General features: G+C 61.9%; 19 protein-coding genes. 10 read left to right on the forward strand and 9 right to left on the reverse strand.

Features of this window, described 5'->3' with window-relative positions; genetic code table 11:
• Positions 1–28 precede the first annotated feature (28 nt).
• Genes ABN482_RS00930 through ABN482_RS00945 form a run of 4 tightly spaced genes read right to left on the reverse strand, consistent with a single transcriptional unit; the run spans position 29 to position 4,015 of the window.
• Complete coding sequence (locus ABN482_RS00930) at positions 29–1,330, reverse strand: NnrS family protein (protein WP_349502227.1); 1,302 nt, start codon at positions 1,328–1,330, stop codon at positions 29–31.
• Positions 1,327–2,151, reverse strand: coding sequence for an ABC transporter ATP-binding protein (locus tag ABN482_RS00935; protein WP_349502228.1), 825 nt, complete (start codon positions 2,149–2,151; stop codon positions 1,327–1,329). The genes ABN482_RS00930 and ABN482_RS00935 overlap by 4 nt, the downstream gene beginning before the upstream one ends.
• A complete protein-coding gene (locus ABN482_RS00940) occupies positions 2,148–2,924 on the reverse strand; it encodes an ABC transporter permease (protein WP_204524187.1) in 777 nt (258 codons plus the stop codon). Before ABN482_RS00940 ends, ABN482_RS00935 begins: the two co-directional genes overlap by 4 nt.
• A gap of 5 nt (positions 2,925–2,929) precedes the next feature.
• On the reverse strand, positions 2,930–4,015 hold the full coding sequence (locus ABN482_RS00945; protein ID WP_349502229.1) for an ABC transporter substrate-binding protein: 1,086 nt from the start codon (positions 4,013–4,015) through the stop codon (positions 2,930–2,932).
• A gap of 333 nt (positions 4,016–4,348) precedes the next feature.
• Between ABN482_RS00945 and ABN482_RS00950 the strand changes: the two genes are divergently transcribed.
• The 3 genes from ABN482_RS00950 to ABN482_RS00960 all read left to right on the forward strand — a co-directional run bounded on the left by ABN482_RS00950 (position 4,349) and on the right by ABN482_RS00960 (position 10,337).
• On the forward strand, positions 4,349–7,753 hold the full coding sequence (locus ABN482_RS00950) for a TonB-dependent receptor domain-containing protein (RefSeq protein WP_349502230.1): 3,405 nt from the start codon (positions 4,349–4,351) through the stop codon (positions 7,751–7,753).
• A gap of 58 nt (positions 7,754–7,811) precedes the next feature.
• Positions 7,812–8,723: a Slam-dependent surface lipoprotein gene (locus tag ABN482_RS00955; RefSeq protein WP_349502231.1), complete on the forward strand. Its 912-nt coding sequence runs from the start codon at positions 7,812–7,814 to the stop codon at positions 8,721–8,723.
• Between the two features lie 135 nt (positions 8,724–8,858).
• Complete coding sequence (locus ABN482_RS00960; protein WP_349502232.1) at positions 8,859–10,337, forward strand: surface lipoprotein assembly modifier; 1,479 nt, start codon at positions 8,859–8,861, stop codon at positions 10,335–10,337.
• A gap of 4 nt (positions 10,338–10,341) precedes the next feature.
• Here ABN482_RS00960 and ABN482_RS00965 read toward each other — a convergent pair whose 3' ends face one another.
• Positions 10,342–12,654 carry an ATP-binding cassette domain-containing protein gene (locus tag ABN482_RS00965; protein ID WP_349502233.1) on the reverse strand — a complete coding sequence of 771 codons (2,313 nt, stop codon included), beginning with the start codon at positions 12,652–12,654 and terminating at the stop codon, positions 10,342–10,344.
• Positions 12,651–13,118, reverse strand: coding sequence for a MarR family winged helix-turn-helix transcriptional regulator (locus ABN482_RS00970; protein ID WP_349502234.1), 468 nt, complete (start codon positions 13,116–13,118; stop codon positions 12,651–12,653). The genes ABN482_RS00965 and ABN482_RS00970 overlap by 4 nt, the downstream gene beginning before the upstream one ends.
• A gap of 204 nt (positions 13,119–13,322) precedes the next feature.
• Here ABN482_RS00970 and ABN482_RS00975 point away from each other — a divergent pair, with 204 nt between their 5' ends.
• Positions 13,323–14,570 (forward strand): MFS transporter, encoded by a 1,248-nt coding sequence (locus ABN482_RS00975; RefSeq protein WP_349502235.1) that lies wholly within the window; start codon positions 13,323–13,325, stop codon positions 14,568–14,570.
• Positions 14,571–14,575: 5 nt separating this feature from the next.
• Here the strand turns inward: ABN482_RS00975 and ABN482_RS00980 are convergent, their stop codons facing one another.
• Positions 14,576–14,902 (reverse strand): type II toxin-antitoxin system HicB family antitoxin, encoded by a 327-nt coding sequence (locus ABN482_RS00980; protein WP_349502236.1) that lies wholly within the window; start codon positions 14,900–14,902, stop codon positions 14,576–14,578.
• 287 nt (positions 14,903–15,189) lie between these two features.
• Complete coding sequence (locus tag ABN482_RS00985) at positions 15,190–16,578, reverse strand: uracil-xanthine permease family protein (protein ID WP_349502237.1); 1,389 nt, start codon at positions 16,576–16,578, stop codon at positions 15,190–15,192.
• Between the two features lie 347 nt (positions 16,579–16,925).
• Here ABN482_RS00985 and ABN482_RS00990 point away from each other — a divergent pair, with 347 nt between their 5' ends.
• The 6 genes from ABN482_RS00990 (at position 16,926) to ABN482_RS01015 (ending at position 21,522) form a co-directional block, all read left to right on the forward strand.
• Complete coding sequence (locus ABN482_RS00990) at positions 16,926–17,534, forward strand: helix-turn-helix domain-containing protein (RefSeq protein ID WP_349502238.1); 609 nt, start codon at positions 16,926–16,928, stop codon at positions 17,532–17,534.
• A gap of 11 nt (positions 17,535–17,545) precedes the next feature.
• Positions 17,546–18,313 carry an ABC transporter ATP-binding protein gene (locus tag ABN482_RS00995; protein ID WP_349502239.1) on the forward strand — a complete coding sequence of 256 codons (768 nt, stop codon included), beginning with the start codon at positions 17,546–17,548 and terminating at the stop codon, positions 18,311–18,313.
• Between the two features lie 46 nt (positions 18,314–18,359).
• The gene (locus tag ABN482_RS01000) at positions 18,360–19,124 is read left to right on the forward strand and encodes a transporter substrate-binding domain-containing protein (protein WP_349502240.1); all 765 of its coding nucleotides are present in this window, start codon (positions 18,360–18,362) and stop codon (positions 19,122–19,124) included.
• A 17-nt stretch (positions 19,125–19,141) separates the two neighbouring features.
• Entirely contained in the window at positions 19,142–19,831 is a 690-nt protein-coding gene (locus ABN482_RS01005) for an ABC transporter permease (RefSeq protein WP_143858266.1), read from the forward strand.
• On the forward strand, positions 19,828–20,517 hold the full coding sequence (locus ABN482_RS01010) for an ABC transporter permease (RefSeq protein ID WP_349502241.1): 690 nt from the start codon (positions 19,828–19,830) through the stop codon (positions 20,515–20,517). The genes ABN482_RS01005 and ABN482_RS01010 overlap by 4 nt, the downstream gene beginning before the upstream one ends.
• A 96-nt stretch (positions 20,518–20,613) precedes the next feature.
• On the forward strand, positions 20,614–21,522 hold the full coding sequence (locus tag ABN482_RS01015; RefSeq protein ID WP_349502242.1) for an arginase family protein: 909 nt from the start codon (positions 20,614–20,616) through the stop codon (positions 21,520–21,522).
• 11 nt (positions 21,523–21,533) lie between these two features.
• Here the strand turns inward: ABN482_RS01015 and ABN482_RS01020 are convergent, their stop codons facing one another.
• Positions 21,534–22,430: a LysR family transcriptional regulator gene (locus tag ABN482_RS01020; RefSeq protein ID WP_349502243.1), complete on the reverse strand. Its 897-nt coding sequence runs from the start codon at positions 22,428–22,430 to the stop codon at positions 21,534–21,536.
• Positions 22,431–22,482: the final 52 nt, after the last annotated feature.

The following is a 22,482-nucleotide window of genomic DNA, read 5'->3' on the forward strand; positions in this document are numbered from 1 at the left end:
AACGAGAATCATTGTCATATATTTGTTTTCAACCGCAACCGCCACCATGCCCGTGCGTATGCGCATCGGCAGGCTCGGCACATCCCGTCTGCCCATCCGTGCGAGGCCGTGCCAATATCGGCCACATCCTTGCAAAATACGCCCCAAAAGCCAGCATCCACAGCACGCCGGCCAGTGCCAGCAGCCAGGGATACCAGGCGGTACCCAGCGGCAAGCCGGCCAGCGCTCTCAGGCAAGCTGCCACGCCGAGCGCCAGCGCCGACAACGGCACCCAGGCACGCACATCCAGCCAGTGGCCGCAGTGCTGGCGACCGGCAATGCACATGACGGCAAAGATCGACAACCCCATCGCACCGATCATCAGCAGATGCCGCCCCGGCGACAACGCCCAGGGAGCCTGCAGCCAGGACAGGCCCATCAGGCCATAGCCCAGCGCCAGCATCCAGTAACAGGCATACAGCATCAAGGCCCAGCGGTTGAAAAGTGGCCGGCCGATGTGCCAGTCATTGAGCAGGCCGAACACGGCGGCGCAGGCCGCCAGGGCGCTCCAGCCGATCACGCCGGCGGGCGCGCCGGAAAACTCCAGCACACTGCACAGCACAATGGCAAAAATGGCGAAATTGCGGCGTGGCGGCCGCGCCAGATAGACCGGTGTATCGGGCAGAGGATCATGCATCACACCCGCCACGATCCGACTGTTGACGATCCGCATGGATATCCGGCTGGCTGCCACGATCACCAGCACCATCAGCCCCCCCACCGCCGCATACAGCCAGCGCAAGGGGTCGGCCTGCAGCAGCAGCGCTGCAAAAAAACCAGCCTGCAGCACGCCCAGCACCAGCAACGCATACAGAAAAGCCAAGTGTGGCCGTCCTGTCGCGACCCAGACACGCGGTGCCACCAGGCACAGCAGCAATACCGTGACGGCACCATTGCCGAGTACGGCCAGCGCAATGGCCAGTCCTTGCGGCAGCGCGGGTGCCAGCAGCCAGGCCAGTCGCGCCGCCAGCCAGCACAGGCAGGTTGCAGCAATATGTGCGCGCGACGGCGCGGCAGTCTGGGTAAATTCGGGCGCGGCCGCCATCAGGAACCCGGCCACGGCAGCCAAGCCATAGCCATACAACAACTCATGCGCATGCCACGCCACGGCACCACCCGGCATGCCGGCCAGCCAATGCACCACGGCCGGCTGACCGGCACTGAACAGCAGCCAGGGAGCCATCAGCAGCACCGCACTTCCCGCTGCCAGCAGGAAAAAAGGCCGCACGCCGCACAGCATGAGCGGATGTGCCAGCAACGCATGCCAACGGCCAGACAGAAAACCCATCATGCCTCGCACTCCAGTTCGAAACCACGCCGCACGGCCTCGACCTGCATCAACTCACCTGCCGTACGATGCACCCAGACGTCGTCGCGCTGTGCCCAGGCGCAATCGAGCCGTTGAACATGCACGATGCGTCCCGGTGTCGCCATCATCACGATGCGATCCGCCAGCCGCACGGCCTCCATCATGTCATGCGTGATCATCAGCATCGCGCAATGCCGATCTTCGATATAGCCACGCACCAGCCGGTGCATTTCCGCACGCAGGCCGACATCAAGCGCCGAGAACGGTTCATCCAGCAGCAGCAGATCAGGATCCACCGCCAGTGCCCGCGCCAGCGCCACCCGGCTCTGCATGCCGCCCGACAGTTCGTGCGGATATTTGTCGTAGTCATTGACCGACAGCTCCATGCGGGCCGCCAGCGCTGCCGCCAGCCGACGCCGGGCCTCGAACGATACGCCGCGGGCCCGCAGGCCAAGGGCAATATTGTCCAGCACGGCGCGCCAGGGCAACAGCCTGGGCTGCTGGAACATGCAGCCCAGGCTCAGGAAATCGTTTTCGACCTTGCCCTGGTCTGGCACGAGCAACCCGGCGATCACATGCATCAACGTGCTCTTGCCGCAACCTGACGGCCCGACCAGCGCCACACTCTCACCCGGCATCATGGCGAAATCGATATGCTGCAGGACTTCAGTCAGGCCATAGCGGTGGGAAATGCCGCGCAACCTCAGGCCCGCGCCATCCGGTACGGCGTCTCGCAGCAATGCAGCATCGTGCCGCGTGATGCAATCACCTGCCTCGGGTAACATGCTTTGGTGCGTGTTCATGCCGTCCTCCAGCGTTCGACCCGACGCTTGATCGGTTCCAGCACCAGGTATTCGACTGCCAGCAGCAAACCGAGAATGGCCGCGATCCAGGCCAGCGAGGCCTCGGTATCCAGGTGTGAGCGCGACACAGCCAGTGCTGCGCCCACCCCATCGGGCGCACTCAGCAGCTCGGCCATGACCACGACTTTCCAGGATGAGCCCAGGGCCGTGATCCAGGCAGGAAACAGGTAAGAGAGCATGTGCGGCAGGTAAAGCTCGGTAAACAGCAGGCGGCGCGGCAGGCGGTAGGCCCGGGCCATGTCCCGCAAGCCGCCATCCAGCGTGCGCGCACCCTGCATGGCGGCCGCGAATACTACGGGGAAACAGGCCACCAGCACCGTGAACACCGGTGTGATGTCACCCGTACCGAACCACAGCATGGCCAGCACCAGCCATGCGATCGGCGGCATGCCCACCAGCAGCGTGACCAGCGGACGCGACACCATGGCAGCCGTCATGGACAACCCGGCCAGCATGCCCAGCAGGCTGCCTGCTGCCAGCGCCAGGGCGAATCCCAGCATCGCGCGCCGGGCCGATACCGCCAGTTCGCCCCATGCGCCGCCCTGAACCAGCATATCGCCGAGCCGGCCAAACACGGCCATCGGTGCCGGCAGGGCCAGGTCGCCATAGACGTGCGCACCCCACTCCCAGGCAGCCATGAACAGACAGAGGCTGGCAATCGCGCCCCAGCCGCTCCAGAGATACGACAATGTGGCGGCCAGCGCCCTGCGCATGCCGTTCACCTGACGGGCTCCTCGCCCGCCGCCGCAGCGGCATAGAATCCGTCATCCGGCAGCCGTCCACCCACCAGGGCCGGCTCGCTTTCCAGCAAGCGTCCGTAGAAATATTCAAGTTCGCCACGCGCCTGCGCAGCCGATGCCAACCGCGCCGGGGTATGCCGCAGCGCCTCGGCCACGGCGTCAGCCTGCAGCATATCGATATGCCGGGCGACCAGCGCACCACACTCGTCAGGCTCAGCCAGACACCAGGCATGGGCGGCCTCGTAGGCCTGCGCAAAACGCTGCATCAGGGCAGCATCTTCGCGTACCGCGCCCAGCGCCACGATACCGGCCTGCGGAATCTGCGGTGCCCGCTCCAGCACCCGCCCCCACTCCTGCTGCAGGTCGACACTGCGATACAGATCGGGAGCCACGATGCTGGCCGGGAATGACTGCGACTTGCGCAGCACCATCGACGTGGCCGGCTCGGACAGCAAGGCATGATCGACCTTGCGCGACATCAGCAATTGCGCGGCATCCATCGGCGTGGCGACATAGCGCAGCGTGAAATCACGGCGCGGGTCCAGCCCCTGCTCGCGTGCCAGCAATTGGAACAGGATGTCCGGCATGTCGGCCCGGAACGGAATGGCGATCTCCTGCCCCTTGAGATCGGCCAGGGTCGCCAGACCTGGCTGGCGCGACAGGATGGACAACATGCCCCACACGGAGATATTCGCCAATTGCAGGGGCACGCGACGGTTATAGAGGTTGGCCGCCACATTGGAGGGCATGGCGACGAAATCAGCCCCTTGTTCCAGCGCCAGCGCACGCAGATGGTCGGGGTCCCGCCATTGGCTGAAAGTCAGGTGAATACCCGCATCGGCCAGCGCCTGGGTCTCGACCATGCGCAGCAATGGAAAAGTGACGGTCGCCCCTGGCCCGGACAGCCTGATCTGGCGCATGCCATCGGCCGAGGCCGCTTGCGCATCCGCTGCCTGCACAGTCAGCGGTGATAACGCCAACAACGGTAGCGCAGCAGCAACACCCAGCAACTTGCGGCGCCTCAGGCGCAGGTGAGGTGGGCAGTTCATCGGCAGGTACGGCATCGTCGGCTCCAGTCGGTCAGGTACGCACATACATGCGCATGGCATGCATCGACCTGCATTTTACGGCGCTCATCGTGACATGAAGATCGACCCTGCTCAACGGGGCAGTATCCGGCGGGCAGTACCCTGATCGCAATGATAATTGTCATTGGCAATGGGTGCCGACAGTTTCTCCATGAAAAATTCTCATTTTGATAATTATCATTCTTGTTTGCGATCTCACAAAGACACAATGGCTTCCGCCGTGCGGCATGGAGCCTCGATCGCAGAGGGCCGCGCGACTTTCCGTTCCAGATACGACAACAGACAGGAAAGGCCGGGAGCCAGATCAAGATGCAACACCGTTTTACCCTCAGACCCCTACCCTTGCTACTGGCCGCCCTCTGGGCCACCAGCGTCCAGGCACAGCCGGTACAGCCGGCCGACCCGAGCGGATCACATCGTGCTGCACAGCAGAATGCCGGTGCATCCCAGGTGCGCGAGATGCAGACCATCGAAGTGCGCGGCATCGGCCCCACTCCAGACGAACAGGGTGCCGACGAGGTGTTCCACAAGAACGTCTCCAACGTCTACATCGGTCGGGAAGAAATAGAACGCTACCGTATCGATGCCGCCGGCGATGTCCTCAAGGGCCTGAACGGTGTCTACAACATGAACACCCGTACGGCAGGCGGTGCCATCACCCCCAATATCCGAGGCATTTCCGGCAAGGGGCGCATCCCCGTCACCATCGACGGTACCGAGCAGACGGTCGACGTCTGGATGAACAACTACGGCGTGAGCGACCGCAACTATGTCGATCCGGCCCTGTTCCGCAGCATCACCGTGGACAAGAGTCCCGACCTGAGCCGGGGCATGAAGCCCGGCGTGGGCGGCTCGGTGGCCATCCGCACCATCGAGGCTGACGACATCCTGCTCGAAGGCGAGAAATGGGGCCTGATGCTGCGCACTGAAGCGTCCAACAACAGCGTACGGCCGCAGAACGAGCTGGGCCAGTACCTGGGACGGGACTATCGAACGATCGGAGCCACGGCCGATGGCGCGGGCGGCGGCATGGACCCCTACGACAGCAGCAAGTTCAGCCCCTATGCCCTGAAAATCGACGATCTGGCGCCACCGCGCAACCACAGCGGCCGCGACGACCTGCGCTTTGGCGGCGACCAGTCGATCATGCTGGCCGGTGCCTTCAAGACCGACCTGAGCGACGGCCTGCTGGCCTACACCTACCGCGACAAGGGCAATTACTTCGCCGGTCGGCACGGTGCCGACGGCTACCGCGACAACCCCGTCTACGACCTGGACGGCTGCGGCATCGAGTGCAAATCCTCGGCCGCCTTCGTCCCCAACATGGCCGCAATGTATGCCCCTGGCGACGAGGTATTCAACAGCAATACCCGCAACGAGACCTGGCTGGCCAAGAACAACTGGAATCTGCCCAACGGCCAGAAAATCAGCCTTCAGTACATGCGCAACGATATCGTCTTTGGAGAGATCAACCCTTTCCAGTCGAGCTTCAACCTGAACTTCCACCAGGCCAATCCGATGTATCGCAACGGCATGGCCCCCCAGACGCAGAGCACCAACTCGCATATCCGCAGCAACACCTACAAACTGGGCTATGAACTCAAGCCCGAGGGCAACCGCTGGATCGACCTGGAAACCAGCCTGTGGCGGGTCAAGACAGACAGTGAGCGCCACCAGAGCGGCGGCATGTCGCTGGGGGTCAACAATCCGGACACGATCTACGATAACTGGCACTACTGCAACGTACGCAACCAGCTACCGCCTCTGTATGCTGACTATGGCATGTCCTGCGCCGATCTCGGCGGCATGTTCGGCTTTGATGCCAATACCACGCGCGACCAGATCCTCGCCCTCTCCAAGGACTGGTTCGGCGATACCGACCGCACAGTGGTCTCGGGTGCGCTGCAGCGCACCCAGGTGACCCGCGACGGTGCCAGCCTCAGCAACCGCTTCAAGCTCACACCGACCTTCAACCTGACCCTGGGTGCCGATTTCCAGCGCGAGCGTCTGGACGAAGAAAACACCATCGTCAACAGTCAGGACCTGTTCAATATGTATGGCATGTCGACCGGCCTGGCCAAGCTGGCCGGCCCGCGCGGCGGCAAACGCCAGGAATGGGGCCTGAACCTGGTCATGAACTGGCAGGCCACCTCCCGGCTGAGCGTGCAGGCGGGCATACGCTATCACCGGTTCTGGGTGCGCGACGAGGCGCTGGCGCACGAACGTGCCAATCGCAATCCACGGTTTGCCTGGGGCGGGGGTGCCGAGACGTATGTCGACGCGTTCAGGCTGCCCTATTGGGAAGTCGGCTCGGAGGATTTTGCGGCAAGCGTCCAGAACTATGAAACGCTCAAACAGCAGGCGTTTGATGCGACTACCGGTTTAACACCAGATGAGGGTGTCGCCACCCCTGAATGGAAGGCCATGGAAAACGCAGCATTGGCCCATCTTGAAAAATACGGTGCTGGCGTCGGCGCAACAAGAGCCATCAACAGTAATGGACAGACAGTCTACTACCGCGCGATATATGACAACGTCGTATCAATACGCAACGGCAAGCCGGATGCTTCCACCAATCGTTTCACGCCACAGATGGCCGAAGAGATGGTCAGGGATCCCCAAGGGACAGCAGGTGAGTTCCATAAATATCTGATAGGCGGCGAGTATGTTGATGCCACATTTATCGCCGGCAAAGACTACGAAAGCGTCAAGTCGATTCCCGTCGACTCCAGGCGCATCACCACCGGCAAGGGTGAGTTTGACGACTATGAAGGTTCTTCAGGAAGTAGTCTCGTGGCCCGCCAACAGGCAATCACCGAAACCCAAAAATGGGCGCAGCCGCAAAAAATGACCGGTGATGCCTGGGCTCCCATGCTGGCGCTGACCTTCGCGTTGACCGACAACCAGCGCCTGTTTGCCCGCTATGCGGAATTGACGCGCTTTCCCAGCCTGTACGAGGCAACCTCGTCTTCCATTGCCGGCCTGATCAGCCAGCCGACCACGCCCGGCTTCGACCTCAAGCCCGAGCGCAGCCGCAACTGGGAAATTGGCTACGGCTTTGACTTCACGCCCTATTGGGACAGGCTGGAATATGGCGACGTGCGCCTGACGTATTTCGACAATACGATCGAAAACGTCATCGACACCACCGACGACCGCAGCATCACCCAGTACGACAAGAAGATCACCCGTGGCCTGGAGCTGCAGAGCCGCATCGACACCGGCGGGTTCTTTGCCTCGCTGGGCGGCACCTACCGGCTCAAGAACGTCACCTGCGATGCCGACATGGCCTTCGCCTACGACATGTACCTGCAGCGGGTGCCGGAATGCATCGAGGGCGGCTTCGGTGCCACGCGTTTCTATCAGTCGCTGCAGCCCAAATACTCGATCAACGTCGACCTGGGCACGCGTCTGTTCAACCGCCAGCTCGAGCTGGGCCTGCGCGGCATCTACCACGGCAAGGTCGAAACCAAACAGTATGACCGCCTGCTGACGCAGGGACTGGAACGGATCTTCACCACCACTGGCAAGCCCTATCACTGGCGTCCCACCCTGTTGCTGGACGCCTATGGCCGCTACCAGGTCAACAAGAACCTGGCCGTGCATGCCAGCGTGACCAACCTGACCAATCGCTATTACCTCGACCCCATGTCCAACGTGCCCACGCCCGGCCCTGGCCGCACAGTCACGCTGGGCATGCAGCTTCAGTTCTGAGTTTTTGCCGGTTTTCCAAAAACCGGTCCTTTCCCATGTTCCTCACAAGGAGAACAGCATGTCCAAGAGCATTCTCGCAGTGGCTTTGATGGCTTCGGCCGTATCGGCGCATGCCGCTGTTACTTACGGTACATCCAACCCTGGCAAAATCGACCCTGGTGCATCCACTTTGCTGCCATTCGGTGCCGGCAAGCCGGGCCTGTCCATCAACGGGTCCTCCATCGTCATCAATCTGGAGGACGGCCCCATCAAGCACATCAACCAGAAATACGCCGATACGCCGATCAACAGCAGTCCCACCCAGAACGTCAATGGCGCGCTGAATCCGAAATACCTGACGCTGAAAGACGTCAACCCGGTCATCGGTCTTTTCACCAATCCGACGCTGGGCCAGGTCTGGTACGAAAAACGCGCCTATGACACACAGGTCTACAGCGTGCGCCAGATCGCCGATCCGGCCATCCCGGCAGCGCCCAAATTCGGCGGCCTGGTGATCGCCAAGGTCCCCAACCTGCCGGCCGGCACCTCGGTCTATTTCGGTGAATGGGCACCGCGTGCCGGCAATCCCAGCACCGGGTCCGATACCAACCTGAACCTGAACAGCGCGGACCATACTGTGTGGTACGTCGGTGAAAACCAGACCGGCAATACCGCCGGGCTGGCGACTGCCAGCTACAACGTACTTGGCGTCAACCAGCACACGCCCGGACAGAATGATTTCTATACCGGCGTGTTGACGGCAGCGTTTGGATCGGGAGCGCAGGGTAGCCTGACCGGGAGTCTGGCTCGGGGTACGGATCAGATCAGTTTTACAGGCACAGTCATTACCAATTCGACGGGCACTTTCGCCAAGGGCAATGAGATCAAGGGCCAGTTCTACGGCGCAGGTGCCGCAGCCCTGGCCGGTTACACGACGCGAGGCACCACCGACCGGCGTGACGACGTCGCCTTCGGCGGCCGCAAGCAGTAATCCAGGCTGAAGCCAGGCCGCATGCAGGACACGTAACCTGTCCTGCATGCCGGGCGGCATCAATCGCTGATTCCGCCCGCTCCGGCTCCCTCACCGATTCGCACCATTCCCGTTCGCCCTACCCGATGGCAGATCATGAAACTTCCGCTGCACCCGCTCCTGCTGACCTGCTTCCTGTTGCTGGCGCTGCCGCCTGCAGTCCAGGCCGACGATGACGATACCCGTTTCCTGCTGGATGCCACCCGCCAGCGCATGGAGCGTGAACAACGCGGCAGCTGGCTGCCGGATACGCCATCAGCTGAAGGACGGCGCATCGTCATCGAGGGGCAGGAATACCGCGTGGGAGAAAGCGCGGATGAACTGGCGCTGGGGATCTACTACGCCATCAATTTCCAGCAATGGCACAAGGTCGAGGAGTTTCTCTCCAAATATCGGCTGCTGGCCGGTCACCAGCCCGCGCTGGTGCTGCTGGCCGAGGGTCTGGTAGCGCGGGCGCGAGGCGATATCGGCACGGCGCTGGACAGACTGGAAGCTGCCGAACAGGCCGCACCCGGTGACGTCCGCATCCAGCTAGAACTGGCACGCGCCTACGCCGAGGACTACCAGAACCGGGAGGCCACCCGGCAATTCGATCAGGCGGCGCAAGGTGACATCCCGGACACGACCCGGCAGGTCATCCGCGGCAATCTCGACGCCATCGCACAACGCAGCCGCTGGCACGGTTCATTCAGCATCGGGCGTGGCTACAACAACAATATCAACCAAGGCAACGGTGCCGAGCAGTGCATTGCCGGCATACTGGACATCTGCTTCGTGACAGAAGCGCTGCCCAAGCCCATCGGTTCTTTCTTCACCGGCTATCAGGCCACGCTGCAACGCAGCGTGCCGCTCGCGGGGCACCACAACCTGCTGCTGCGCGCACTGGCCTACGGTGCCCAATACGACAGCAAGGATCACCAGAACGTCTATCTGCAGGACAACAGCGACAATACGACCCTGCTGCAGGCTGGCTACAACTTCAAGAATGCAGCTACCGAGTTCACCCTGTCCCCCACTTTCGAACACTACTATCGGGATGGTCATACCAACTACACCGCGCCGGGGCTGGACCTGAGCCTGACGCGCGATCTCGGCCCACGCTGGTCCCTGCATGCCCAGGGCAGCACCAAGCGCTATCATTATTCGGATACCGAAAAACAGTATTTTGCCGATTACACCCTGGCCACCGGCGGCTTTGGCATCAGCCACAATTTCTCACCGCTGGCGTCGGTCTATGCCGGCATGGACTGGACCCGTCGCAAATACGACTGGGATGCCTCCAGCAGCCGTGAACAGGCCGTGCGGATCAGTGCCTTCAAACTGTTCGAAAGCGGTATCTACGTCAACGCGATGGTCATCTACCGGGACAGCCGCTACGATGCGACGACTTTCCTGTCGGACTCGCCGCGCCACGATACCCAGAAAATGCTGATTGCCGCAGTCGGTGCGCCGCGTTGGACGATCGGCGGTTTTTATCCGGAAATCCGATTCAAGCGTGTCATCAACCGCAGCAACCTGCTCTACTACGGATACCGGCAGAGCGAAGTTTCGCTGAACTTCAAATACAACTTCTGAGGCCTCAGGATGCAGGCTTCCACCCATCCATATGCCGCCGCAGGAAAGGCCCCGTGACTGATCGCGGTGCCTCGACCATCATCTGCGGCGTGCCTTCGAAAATGACCTGTCCACCTTGCCGGCCAGCCCCCGGTCCCATTTCAATCAGCCAGTCGGCGTGAGCCATGACATCGAGGTTGTGCTCGATCACCACGACCGTGCTGCCCTGAGCTGTCAGCGTATCGAAAATATCCAGTAGCCGCTCGACATCAGCCATATGCAGGCCAGAGGTGGGTTCATCGAATACATACAGCGTTCCCGCTTCGGCCAGCCGGGAAGCCAGCTTGAGCCGCTGGCGCTCGCCACCGGATAAAGTGCTCAGGCGTTGCCCGAGCATGGGATACCCCAGCCCTGTCGTGAGCAAACGCCTCAGCAGCGTGCAGATGTCCACGCCCACCGCACCGGCCTGCTGTGCGGCGAAGTGCTGCAAGGCCCGGGCCACGGAGAATGACAGCACCTCGGCAATGTTGCACCCCAGCCAGGTGGCAGCGCGCGCCGCCGGATTGAAACCCGTACCATCGCAGGCTTCGCAAGGCGTTTCCACGCTGTCCATGAATGCCAGGTCGGTCTGGACAAGGCCCAGGCCCTTGCAATCCGGGCAAGCCCCCTGGGCGTTGCTGCTGAAGAGACTGGCCGGCTGCCCACAGGCCCTGGAAAAACCTGCACGGATGACATCGAGTACACCGATGTAGCTGGCGACCGAAGCTCGCCGCGTACCACCGAGCCCATGCTGGTCGATCAGGATGGCCTCAGGGTAATGGCGTGGCAGCAGGCGATTCACCAGGGTGCTTTTACCCGATCCCGCCACACCGGCCACCACAGTCAGCACGCCTGCGGGAATGGCAACACTGACATCATGCAGACTGTGCAGGGAAAGATGGTTCAGTGGCAACCAGCGCGTTGCCCCGCGAGGTATGCGACTGGCGGGGACAGGTCGACGCAGGCAACGACCCGTCAGGGTATCGGCCTGGCGCAGCCCGGCGCAGTCGCCCTGATAGACCACATCGCCGCCCTCCGTGCCAGCGCCCGGCCCCATGTCCACCACATGATCGGCAACCGCGATCACATCAGGATCGTGCTCGACCACCAGCACGGTATTGCCGTGGTCACGCAAGCCGCGCAGCAATGCATTGAGCTGGTGAACATCCCTGGGATGCAGGCCCACGCTGGGCTCGTCGAAGATATAGGCAATATCGGAGAGGCTGCTGCCCAGATGGCGTACCATCTTGACGCGCTGCGACTCGCCGCCGGACAGACTGGTGGTATCACGCCCCAGACTGAGATAGTCCAGGCCGATGGCCACCATCTGCGACAGGCGTTCGATGATGGCCGCAGCCACAGTCGCCACCGGCGCAATCTGCAGACTGCGCATGAATGACAACAGATCGGCTATATCCATGGCCGCACAATCCGCGATGGACTTGCCGACGATCCGACAGGACAGGATGGTCGGATTGAGCCGTGCACCACCACAATCAGAACAGGACTGGCGAGTAATCACCTGTGCAAGGCCTTCGCGTTCTGCCTGGGTCAGGCGGCTGGGTTCATGGTCGAGATAGGCCCGCCTGAAACGCGGCACGATTCCCTGGAAGCGGGCCGTTGCAGGCCATTCAGGCAAAGGTGTGGGTACCGGCAGGTCGTCGGCATGCAGCAGTATGTTCCAATGCTCGGGACTGAAATCCGCCAGTGGTTTGTCGCAATCGAAGAGCCCCGCGCAGACATAGCGCTTCCATCGATACGTACCGGGCGCAAAGGTCGGAAACCGGATGGCCCCCTGGTTCAGCGACAGGCTGCGGTCTATCAGTCTTTCAAGGTCGAGTCGATCCACCACGCCCAGTCCCTGGCAGGCCGGACACATCCCCTGTGGATGGTTAAAGGAAAACACATTGGCATAGCCCACGAAAGGCTGGCCCGCACGGGCAAACAACAGCCGCAGCAATGGCGAAATATCGGTGGCCGTACCCACTGTCGAACGGGCATTGCCGCCCAGCGGCTTCTGATCCACGATGATGGAAGCCGGCAGGTTGTGCAGGGCATCGGCCTGCGGTTGCCCGTAATGCGGCAGGCGATGCCGGACAAAGGCGCTGTGATGCTCGTTGAGCAGACGCTGCGACTCGGCAGCGATGGTATCAAAGACCAGCGAGGACTTGCCCGAGCCTGACACACCGGTAAATACGGTAATGCGATGCTTGGGAATCTTCAGGCTGACGTCGCGCAGATTATTGCTGCGAGCCCCCACGATCTCGATATCCCGATAAGCGCCGGCACGCGGGTTCATGCCGGTTCCCGTTCGTCTGCCTGTTCGCTGATCTGCAATGCAGCACTGGCTTTTTCACACAGTTCAGTGAAGATCGCCTGCTCACCAGGCGACAGCGCTGCCATGACGCGCAGCGCAGCGTCATGCCGGCCCGTGGCCGCTCTCATCAGGAAATCACGACCGCGTGGAGCCAGCAGCGTCAGCTGTTCACGACGGTCATCCTCGCCTTGCGCCTGTTCGACCAGCCCCAGATCCTTGAGCACACGCAGCGACTTGGAAATACCGGTGCGTGCCACGCCCAGTCGTGCCCCAAGCAGAGAGGGTGTCATGGCCCCCTGCAGACGCAACAGTTCGAGAATGTCGTATTGAGCCCAATTCACAGCCTCAGGGGTGTAGCGCGCACGCCGCGCCACGAGGATGCACTGCAGATGCGACAGCGCATTTTCCAGGGGACTGGGTTCATCGATCGAGGCTATTGATAGCATATCTCACTTTTGACTTCCATAAGGAAATTAAAAATAATTAAATATACCTATATTCTAGAATAATAATTTCCATTTGGAAATTAAATCATTACAAATCTTGTGCCAGCACAACTCTATATCAATAGGAAAAATAGATTCGATCTTGAAAGCGCCACCCATTGCCGCTATCGTGTTGCGCTTCGGTTTCCTACCCTGCGAGTTGCCTTGAGCATCCCCATCTACCGAGTGCCGGGCTTTGCCGCTTTCCTGGTCGCCCGACTCGCTGCTGTATTCGCCATGCAGATACAGGCCGTGGTCGTGGCCTGGCAGGTCTACGACATCACGCGTGATCCGATGTCGCTGGCCTATGCCGGCTTGGCGCAATTTGTCCCCATGCTGTTCCTGCTGGCCCCGGCAGGCGATCTGATCGACCGCTTCAACCGCAAGACCATTCTGGCGGCCAGTTGGGTGCTTTCCGCCATCTGCAGCGGCTGGCTGGCCTGGTTGTCCTACAGCAATGCCCACCCGTCCGGCGGCATCTATGCGGCGCTGGTACTGTTCGGCTGTGCCCGCGCCTTCATGGGACCTGCGCTGCAGAGCCTGCTGCCGCAGATCGTGCCGCGCGAGCGGCTGGCACAGAGTCTGGCCACCAACAGCATGCTGATGAAGGCAGCCACCATCGGTGGGCCGGTGGCCGGCGGTGCCTTGTATGCCTTTGGCGGCTCGGTGGCCTATCTGGTCTGCCTGGTCTGTTTCATTGCCGGCATTGTGCTGCTGCGACAGGTGCCGATCCTGCATCCCCAGGAAATCGAACAATACCCGGAAGGCGAAGCCCGTCCTGGCATGTGGCGCCGCTTCAACGAAGGCATTCGCTTCATCTGGTCGCACCCCGTGATCCTGGGTGCCATTAGCCTGGACCTGTTTGCCGTGTTGCTGGGCGGTGTGATAGCACTGCTGCCGATCTATGCACAGGATATCCTGCATGTCGGCCCTGCCGGACTGGGTCTGCTGCGCAGCGCCATGGCGGTCGGCGAAATCCTCACGGGCATGTACCTCTCTGCCCGCCCCTTCAACCGACGCGTCGGCGTCACGCTGTTCGCCGCGATTTTCCTGTTCGGCTGCGCCAACCTGGTATTCGCCTTCTCGACATCATTCTGGCTGTCGTTTGTCGCATTGATGGTGGCCGGTGCCGGCGACATGATCAGCGTCTATGTACGCAGCGCCCTGGTCCAATACTCTACGCCGGACCACCTGCGCGGACGGGTCAACGCCGTCAACATGCTGTTCATCAGCTCATCCAACGAGCTGGGCGAGTTCCGCGCCGGCACATCGGCCAGCGCTTTCGGCGCGGTCCCTGCCGCGGTGCTGGGCGGTTGCTGCACGCTGCTGATCGCAGGCGGCATGATGTGGCGCAACCGCCCGCTGCGCGGCATCGACCGCTTCGAGGATGCGGAGCGCATCCATCGGGTCTGAGAAAGCTACAGTGCCAGCTTGGCCGCCACCAGGCGGTTCATGCTGATGCCTTTTTCTGCAGCCTCGATGGCCAGTTTGCGATGCACCATGGGCGTGACCCGTGCAGGAATATTGCCACTGTAGCGCTTTTCAGAAAACGCCTCGGGAACAACCTCTCCGTTTTGCTCCATCTCAGCCACAACTTCCATCACCAGTGACATAATGCCACTCAATGCACGCCCCGGATCTGGATCCAGCCAGGAGAGGGAAGGAAACTCGGCACATAGTCCAACATGTTCGCCATCATCTGGTGACCAGGTTATACGATACGTATAGGTATTGGCATTGCTCACTTGGACATCTCCCGAACGGCATCGAACCTGTCAATCGCTTCGAGTATTTGCCTGATTTGATATGACTTGGCCTTGTTTCCCTGCCGCTGCAAATTGATACGAGGATCTCCCGGCCAGGGCGTTTTAAAAATAACGTGACTACCCGCAGTCATACGGTATCCTTCATGTGTTTTATGATATCAATACTGATACTACAAAACAACATGAAGGACAGGATGCAAACTGTGCTCTTTCTGCGCACACCCTACAAACAGACCGCAGATCCTGGCCTGAAACCTCGCAACCACTTATGCAGATGTCGCTGACTGCACAGGCTGTTCCGGCAGGAACCAATTCATCAGCAAGGCGCAGATGCCGCCAGTCGCCACCCCTGAACCCAGCACGTTGCGCAGACCGTCCGGCACATGCGCCAGGAAGTCCGGCACCTCGGAAACGCCCAGGCCCAGGCCAAGCGACACGGCGATGATCAGCAATGCGCGGCGATCCAGCGTGGTGCCTGCCAGGATATTGATGCCCGAGGCGGCCACGGCACCGAACATCACCATCACGGCACCTCCCAGCACGGGCTCGGGCACGGCCTGCAACACACCGGCCACCGAGGGGAAAAGCCCCATCAGCACCAGCATGGCGGCGATCCACAGGCCCACATGGCGACTGGCGATGCCGGTCAGCTGAATCACGCCGTTATTCTGTGCAAACACCGAACTCGGGAAGGTATTGAAAATACCCGCCAGAAACGAATTGGCACCATTGACCAGCACGCCGCCCTTGATGCGCTGCATCCAGACCGGCCCTTCGACCGGCTGGCGCGAGATCTTGCTGGTGGCAGTGACGTCACCGATGGCCTCGAGCGAGGTCACCAGGTAGATCACGATCATCGGCACGAACAGCGACCAGGAAAAGCCCAGCCCGAAATGCAGCGGCACGGGAGCCTGGAACACGGCGGCCTCGTGCATGCCGCTGAAGTCCAGCCGCCCCAGCCAGCCCGCCACCAGATAACCGACGATCAGGGCAATCACGATGGCCGCGCTGCGCACCCAGACCACCGGAATGCGGTTGAGCACGATGATGATGGCCAGCACCGAGCACGACAGCAACAGGTTCTCGCCATTGGCAAAGGTGCCGTTGCCCATGGCACCGTAGCCACCACCCATGCTGATCAGGCCGACCTTGATCAGCGTCAGGCCGATCAGCAGCACCACGATGCCAGTGACCAGCGGCGTGATCAGCCGCTTGACGAACGGCAGGATGCGCGACACGCCCATCTCGATGAAAGAACCGGCAATCACCACGCCGAAGATCGCCGCCATCACAGCCTCGACCGGCGTGCCCTGCTTGACCATCAGGGCCCCCCCAGCGATCAGCGGCCCGACGAAATTGAAGCTGGTGCCCTGCACGATCAGCAACCCGGCCCCGAACGGCCCGAAGCGACGGCATTGCACGAAGGTGGCAATACCGGATACCACCAGGGACATCGACACGATCAGGTTGGTGTCGCGCGCAGACACGCCCAGTGCCTGGCAGATCAGCAGGCCCGGCGTCACGATCGGCACAATGATCGCCAGCAGGTGCTGGAAGGCGGCAAGAAAGGAAATCCAGGGACGCGGCTTGTCATCCAGCCCGTAGACCAGGTCATGGGTAGGCTGAGTGGACGAATGGGTGTCGGGAGCGCTCATGAGAAGGAAGGTGTCCGGCAAAAGATCGCGATTTTAACGCGCCGGGACTGTGCTGCGGCACGACTGCCCATGCCAGCCACGGCCTTTTCCTGGATCCGTTGGCCCATGTTGCCCTGGGGTACACACATTCGTCACTATCATGGTGCCGAACATGCACTTGGATGGTGCAAAAAGGTGCTTATAAGGCAACAAATAATCCTCTCGAAACTTACATCAAAATCCACAAGAACAATAACCAATTGAAAATAAATGAATAATTAAATTTAAGGGTTTGAACCAACCTCTTGAACGACAGAAATAGCCATAAAATATTGACTCACAGGCAACACAAGGCAATGGAAACCATTATGGAAATTGGCCAGAAAGTTGCGCAGCAGGCAACACACGCGCACACAGCATCGATCGGTGACACCACGATCGACGTCGGCGCTCGCCTGCGCCAGGCACGCCTGGCCAAAGGGCTCTCGATCCAGGAAGTGGCCGACCGCGTCGGCGTCAGCAAGTCTTTCATCAGCCGCTTCGAGCGCGACGTGGTCAACGCATCGGTCTCGACCCTGCTCAAGATCTGCGATGTGCTCGATGTCCGTCCTGGCCAGTTGTTCGAGCCCCCCGTCACCAAATTCGTGCCGGCAGACCAGCGCCCGCCCATCAACCTGGGGGGGTCTCGCATGCGCGAATACCTGATCGGCGGGGCCGGCAACGAGCACATGCTGGCGATCTTTTCCATCATCGAACCCGGTGGCGGCTCCGGCGACGAGCCTTACACACTGGATGCGCGCTCCGACATGGTCCATGTGCAGACCGGTTCGCTGTCGGTCACGGTGGGCGACCAGGTGTACATCATGCAACCCGGCGACACCCTGACCTTTCCGCCCAGCATTCCGCACACCTGGAAGAACCCTTCCGCCACCGAGACCTGCACCGCACTCTGGGTCATCGTGCCCCCCCCGGTCTGAAAGGCTTAGCCATGCATACACTCAAGGTCACCGACCTGCACAAGCGCTACGGCGATCATGAAGTCCTCAAGGGCGTTGGCCTGGAGGCCCGTCGCGGCGACGTGATCAGCATCATAGGCTCCAGCGGCTCCGGCAAAAGCACGTTGCTGCGTTGTATCAATTTTCTCGAAAAACCATGCCAGGGCACCGTCGAACTCAACGGCGAAACACTGCGCACCGTGGCCGACCGGCATGGGGCCTTGCAGGCCGCCGACCCGGCCCAGTTGCGTCGCCTGAGGGCACAGTTGTCAATGGTGTTCCAGAATTTCTGCCTGTGGTCGCACATGAGTGTGCTGCAGAACGTGATCGAAGCCCCCATGCACGTCCTCGGACTGAGTCGTGACGAGGCACTGGCGCGTGGTCGCAGCAACCTCGAAAAGGTAGGCCTGGGTGCCGAATTCCATGCCCGCTATCCCGGCCACCTGTCCGGAGGCCAGCAGCAGCGCGTGGCCATCGCCCGTGCACTCAGCATGGATCCCCAGGTCATGCTGTTCGACGAGCCGACCTCGGCACTCGACCCCGAACTGGTCGGCGAAGTGCTGAAGGTCATGCAGGCGCTGGCCCAGGAGGGCCGCACCATGATCGTGGTCACCCACGAAATGGGCTTTGCCCGCAACCTCTCGAGCCAGGTGCTGTTCCTCCACCAGGGACGCATCGAGGAGCAGGGAGCGCCGGCCGATCTGTTCGACAATCCTCAGAGCCCCCGGCTGCAGCAGTTCCTGTCCGGCCGCCTCAAGTGACCTTTCTATCCTGTTTTGCACGCACAACGACTCTCAAGGACCCATCATGAAAAAAAACCTGCTCGCCAGCCTCGCGCTGTCCGCCCTGCTGTTCGGTACGACTGCAGTCGCACAGAACCCGATCACGATCGCTACCGATGCCACCTTCCCGCCGTTCGAATCGATCGATGCCCAGGGCAAGCTGGTCGGCTATGACGTCGAACTGATGCAGGCCATCTGCGATGAAATGCAGCTCGACTGCAATATCATCAATGCCGCCTGGGACGGCATGATCCCGGGCCTGGTCAGCCGCAAGTACGATGCCCTGATCTCGCAGCTCACCGTTACCGACGCCCGCCGCCGCATCATGGCCTTCAGCGATATCTACTCGCACCCGGTGTTCCGCTTCGTAGGGCACCAGGGTGAGCAATACGATTTCGGCCCCGACGGCCTCAAGGGCAAGGTCGTGGCCGTGCAGACCGGTACGCCGATGGACGCCTACGTCACCAAGTACCACCCCGAAGCCACCATCAAGCGCTATGACGCCGGCAGCGCCGCCTATCTCGAACTGACCGGCGGACGTGCCGACCTGCACATGAGCTACGAAGCCCAGATCATCCACAGCTTTCTCAAGACGCCCCAGGGTGAAGGCTATGCGCTGGTCGGTCCGCGCCTGAGCGGACAGGATGCGCCCGAGTTCGGCGAAGGCGTCGCCATTGCCCTGAACAAGCGCAGCACCGAGCTGCTGGCGAGCATCAACGAAGGGCTGGCGCGTCTGCGCGCCAACGGCAAGCTCGACGCGCTCGACGCCAAATATTTCAGCGCCGACTGAGCTGTGCTACCGCTGCCATGACGTTCGACTACATCCTCACCGTGTTGGCCGCCGGACGGGTCACGCTGGCGCTGGCCGCCAGCGCCCTGCTGCTGTCCATTGCCATCGGCCTGCTGTGTGCCTGGGCCAAGCTGTCGGGTAGCCGCACGGCTCGCTTGCTGGCCGGCAGCTACACCACGGTGATCCGCGGCATCCCCGACCTGGTCCTGATGCTGCTGGTGTTCTACAGCTTTCCGGCACTGGTCAACCTCTGGCTGGAAGAAGCCGGCATCGACTACATGCTGGAACTGGGGCCGTTCATGGCAGGCACGGTCACGCTGGGGTTGATCTTCGGTGCCTACATGACCGAAACATTCCGTACCGCACTGATCAATATCCCGCGAGACCAGATCGAGGCCGCGCATGCCTATGGCATGCGCCGGCTACACATCTTCCGGCGCATCGTGCTGCCCCAGATGATCCGGCTGGCGCTGCCCGGCTTCACCAACAATTGGCTGGTGCTGGCCAAGGCCACCGCGCTGGTGTCGCTGATCGGCCTGCAGGATGTCATGTTCCGTGCCAAGGGTGCGGCCGAGGCGACCCGCCAGCCCTTCACTTTCTATCTCGTGGCAGCAGGCTTTTACCTCGCCCTCACGGTGATTTCACTGCTGCTGCTGCACCGCCTGCGCCGTCGTTATGCCCTGCATGCACGGGGAGCCAAGTCATGAACTGGGACATTATCGAGGCCAACTTCGGGCGTTACCTGCAAGGGCTGGAACTGACGCTCTACCTGACCGTCGTCTCGCTGTCGCTGGGTTTCGTGCTAGCCATCGGCCTGGCCCTGGTCCGCAACTCGGACAACCGCCTGGCCAATGGTGCCGTGCTGCTCTACACCACGCTGTTCCGGGGTACCCCGCTGCTGATCCAGCTGTTCCTGATCTATTACGGGCTGGCCCAGTTCGACCTGATCCGCGAAAGCATCTTCTGGCCCTGGCTCTCCAGTCCGCTGTTCTGCGTGCTGCTGGCCTTCGTGCTCAACACGGCGGCCTACACTACCGAGATTTTCGCCGGCAGCCTGCGTCACCTGCCGGCCGGCGAGATCGAAGCCATGCGTGCCTACGGCATGTCGCCCTGGACCCAGTTCCGGCGCATCCTGCTGCCCGCCATGCTGACCCGTTCACTCGGCCTGTACGGTAACGAGGTCATCATGATGCTCCACGCCACCTCGCTGGCCAGCACCGTCACGCTGATGGAAATCACCGGCGTGGCACGCAACATCACGCTCAACGAATACATCCAGTTCGAACCCTATGTCACCGCTGCCGGCCTCTACCTGCTGCTAACACTGTGCCTGGTCGGCCTGTTCCGCCTGCTCGAACGACGCTGGGCAGCCTATCTGCAGCCGCGCAGTTGAGCGCCACCGCGATCCGGCATGCACGACTGATTGCTGCCCTGCCGGATCCGGCCAGGCTCTTCCCTTTTTTACCTATCGATTCCGGAAACCATCGCCATGAGCCATACCGATACCGATTCCACCCTGCGCGGCAGCGACCTGCTGGGAGCCCCTTTCGACAGTGAATCCACGCTGGGCTGGCCCGGCTCGCGCTACGCCCCCCAAAAGGTCCGCGAAGCCATCCGCTGGATCAACATGCGCATCCAGGACGGCCAGATCTACCAGCTCGAGGATGACACCATCCACACCGTGGGCAACGACCTGCTGCGCGACCTTGGCGACCTGCCTGTCCTGCCCAAGGATACTGAGGCCACATTCCGCACCATCAGCGATGCAGTCGGTGCCTCGCTGCAACGCGGCCGCAGCCCGATCGTCATCGGCGGCGACGACAGCCTGCTGTTTCCCGTTGCACGCGGCGTGCACGACGCCCTGCCCGGCCGGATCGGCATCATCCATTTCGACGCCCACCTCGACCTGATGGATGAAAGCGCCAAGCAGGGTCGCTACAGCCAGTCCAGCGGCATGCGCCGCTCGCTCGAAATGGCACGCGTCGACTACGCCGACTGCATCCAGTTGTGCGAACGCCACTTCAATTTCCCGGCGTCGGGCCGCTTCAAGCATGAGCATGGTCTGGCACACATTTCGGCACGCGAAGCGATCCGGCTCGGTGCCGCAGCCACCGTGCAACGGGCACTCGAGCACGTTGCCGGTGCCGACCACCTGTTCCTGTCGTTCGACATCGACGCCATCGATCCGGCCCATGCCCCCGGCTGCGGAGCGCACGAGCCGGGCGGGATCAGCTCGGACCAGGCGCTGGAAATGGTCGAGCTGCTGGCACCGCACTGCGCCGCCATGGCCATTACCGAAGTCAACCCCATGCTGGACGTACGCGACACCACCGCCACGCTGGCAGCCTATCTGGCCTTTACCTTTGCCGTGGCGGGGCGCAACCCGGTACGCCGCTGAGCCGCTGCCGGCTAGCCGGCTCCCTGCTGCGCCTGTTGCGCCAGCCAATCGCTGAACACGGCCAGCGCCGGCTGGCCCGCCCGCTCTTCAGGTGCAATCAGGTAATAGGCACGGCCACTCTCGTAGGAACGGTCGCACAGCACCATCAACTCGCCCGCCGCCAGTTCGCGCGCCAGCATGAAAGGCGGAATCAGGGCCACACCCAGCCCCTGGCCGGCGGCCTGCGCCAGCATCGAGAACAGTTCCAGGCGCATGCCCTGCATGCCATGCGCCTGGGGCACCTCCATCGCCTCGAACCATTGCCGCCAGGCGTGTGGCCGGGTCGATTGCTGCAGCAAAGGCAGGCCGGCGATTGCCTCGGGTGTCATGCCGGCCCGGGCACCCGGCAACGCCGGACTGCAGACCGGCACCGGCTGCTCGGGCATCAGGAAACGCGCCTGCGTGCCGGGCCAGCCACCGTCACCGCAATAGATGGCGGCATCGAACTCGGTCTGGCCGAACAGAAAAGGCCGGGTCTGCGTACGCATATTGACCGTTACACCCGGATGGCGATACTGGAAGTCCCCCAGCCTGGGCAGCAGCCAGCGCGTCGCAAACGTCGGCACCACCGCCAGCTCCAGCGTAGAGCCCGCGCCCTGCTGCGCCATGACGGCCAGCGTGTCATGCGCAATGGCGTCCAGGCGGGCCGCGATGCGCCGACTGTAGCCTGCCCCGGCCTCGGTCAGCAAGACGCCGCGCCGGGTCCGCCGGAACAGCGCCACCCCCAGGGATTCTTCCAGCGCGATGATCTGCCTGCAGATCGCGCTTTGCGTCAGTGACAGTTCCTGCGCAGCGCGGGTAAAACTCTGGTGGCGCGCGGCAGCCTCGAACGCCATCAGGGCCGAGGTGCTGGGTATTTTCCTGCGCATGGCGACGATCCTTCAACAAAATTACGGAGTGATATTTACGCACATATACACG

Origin of the sequence: Corticimicrobacter sp. (assembly GCF_040137905.1) — a bacterium.
Taxonomy (GTDB): domain Bacteria; phylum Pseudomonadota; class Gammaproteobacteria; order Burkholderiales; family Burkholderiaceae_B; genus Corticimicrobacter.

Coding starts and splice junctions, on each gene's coding strand:
- ABN482_RS00990 (WP_349502238.1), top strand. CDS start 16,926: ATGGAAATTGGCCAGAAAGTTGCGCAGCAGGCAACACACGCGCACACA.
- ABN482_RS01015 (WP_349502242.1), top strand. CDS start 20,614: ATGAGCCATACCGATACCGATTCCACCCTGCGCGGCAGCGACCTGCTG.
- ABN482_RS00955 (WP_349502231.1), top strand. CDS start 7,812: ATGTCCAAGAGCATTCTCGCAGTGGCTTTGATGGCTTCGGCCGTATCG.
- ABN482_RS00995 (WP_349502239.1), top strand. CDS start 17,546: ATGCATACACTCAAGGTCACCGACCTGCACAAGCGCTACGGCGATCAT.
- ABN482_RS00935 (WP_349502228.1), bottom strand. CDS start 2,151: ATGAACACGCACCAAAGCATGTTACCCGAGGCAGGTGATTGCATCACG.
- ABN482_RS01020 (WP_349502243.1), bottom strand. CDS start 22,430: ATGCGCAGGAAAATACCCAGCACCTCGGCCCTGATGGCGTTCGAGGCT.
- ABN482_RS01010 (WP_349502241.1), top strand. CDS start 19,828: ATGAACTGGGACATTATCGAGGCCAACTTCGGGCGTTACCTGCAAGGG.
- ABN482_RS00950 (WP_349502230.1), top strand. CDS start 4,349: ATGCAACACCGTTTTACCCTCAGACCCCTACCCTTGCTACTGGCCGCC.
- ABN482_RS00970 (WP_349502234.1), bottom strand. CDS start 13,118: ATGCTATCAATAGCCTCGATCGATGAACCCAGTCCCCTGGAAAATGCG.
- ABN482_RS00940 (WP_204524187.1), bottom strand. CDS start 2,924: ATGCGCAGGGCGCTGGCCGCCACATTGTCGTATCTCTGGAGCGGCTGG.
- ABN482_RS00965 (WP_349502233.1), bottom strand. CDS start 12,654: ATGAACCCGCGTGCCGGCGCTTATCGGGATATCGAGATCGTGGGGGCT.
- ABN482_RS00960 (WP_349502232.1), top strand. CDS start 8,859: ATGAAACTTCCGCTGCACCCGCTCCTGCTGACCTGCTTCCTGTTGCTG.
- ABN482_RS00945 (WP_349502229.1), bottom strand. CDS start 4,015: ATGCCGTACCTGCCGATGAACTGCCCACCTCACCTGCGCCTGAGGCGC.
- ABN482_RS00985 (WP_349502237.1), bottom strand. CDS start 16,578: ATGAGCGCTCCCGACACCCATTCGTCCACTCAGCCTACCCATGACCTG.
- ABN482_RS01000 (WP_349502240.1), top strand. CDS start 18,360: ATGAAAAAAAACCTGCTCGCCAGCCTCGCGCTGTCCGCCCTGCTGTTC.
- ABN482_RS00930 (WP_349502227.1), bottom strand. CDS start 1,330: ATGATGGGTTTTCTGTCTGGCCGTTGGCATGCGTTGCTGGCACATCCG.
- ABN482_RS01005 (WP_143858266.1), top strand. CDS start 19,142: ATGACGTTCGACTACATCCTCACCGTGTTGGCCGCCGGACGGGTCACG.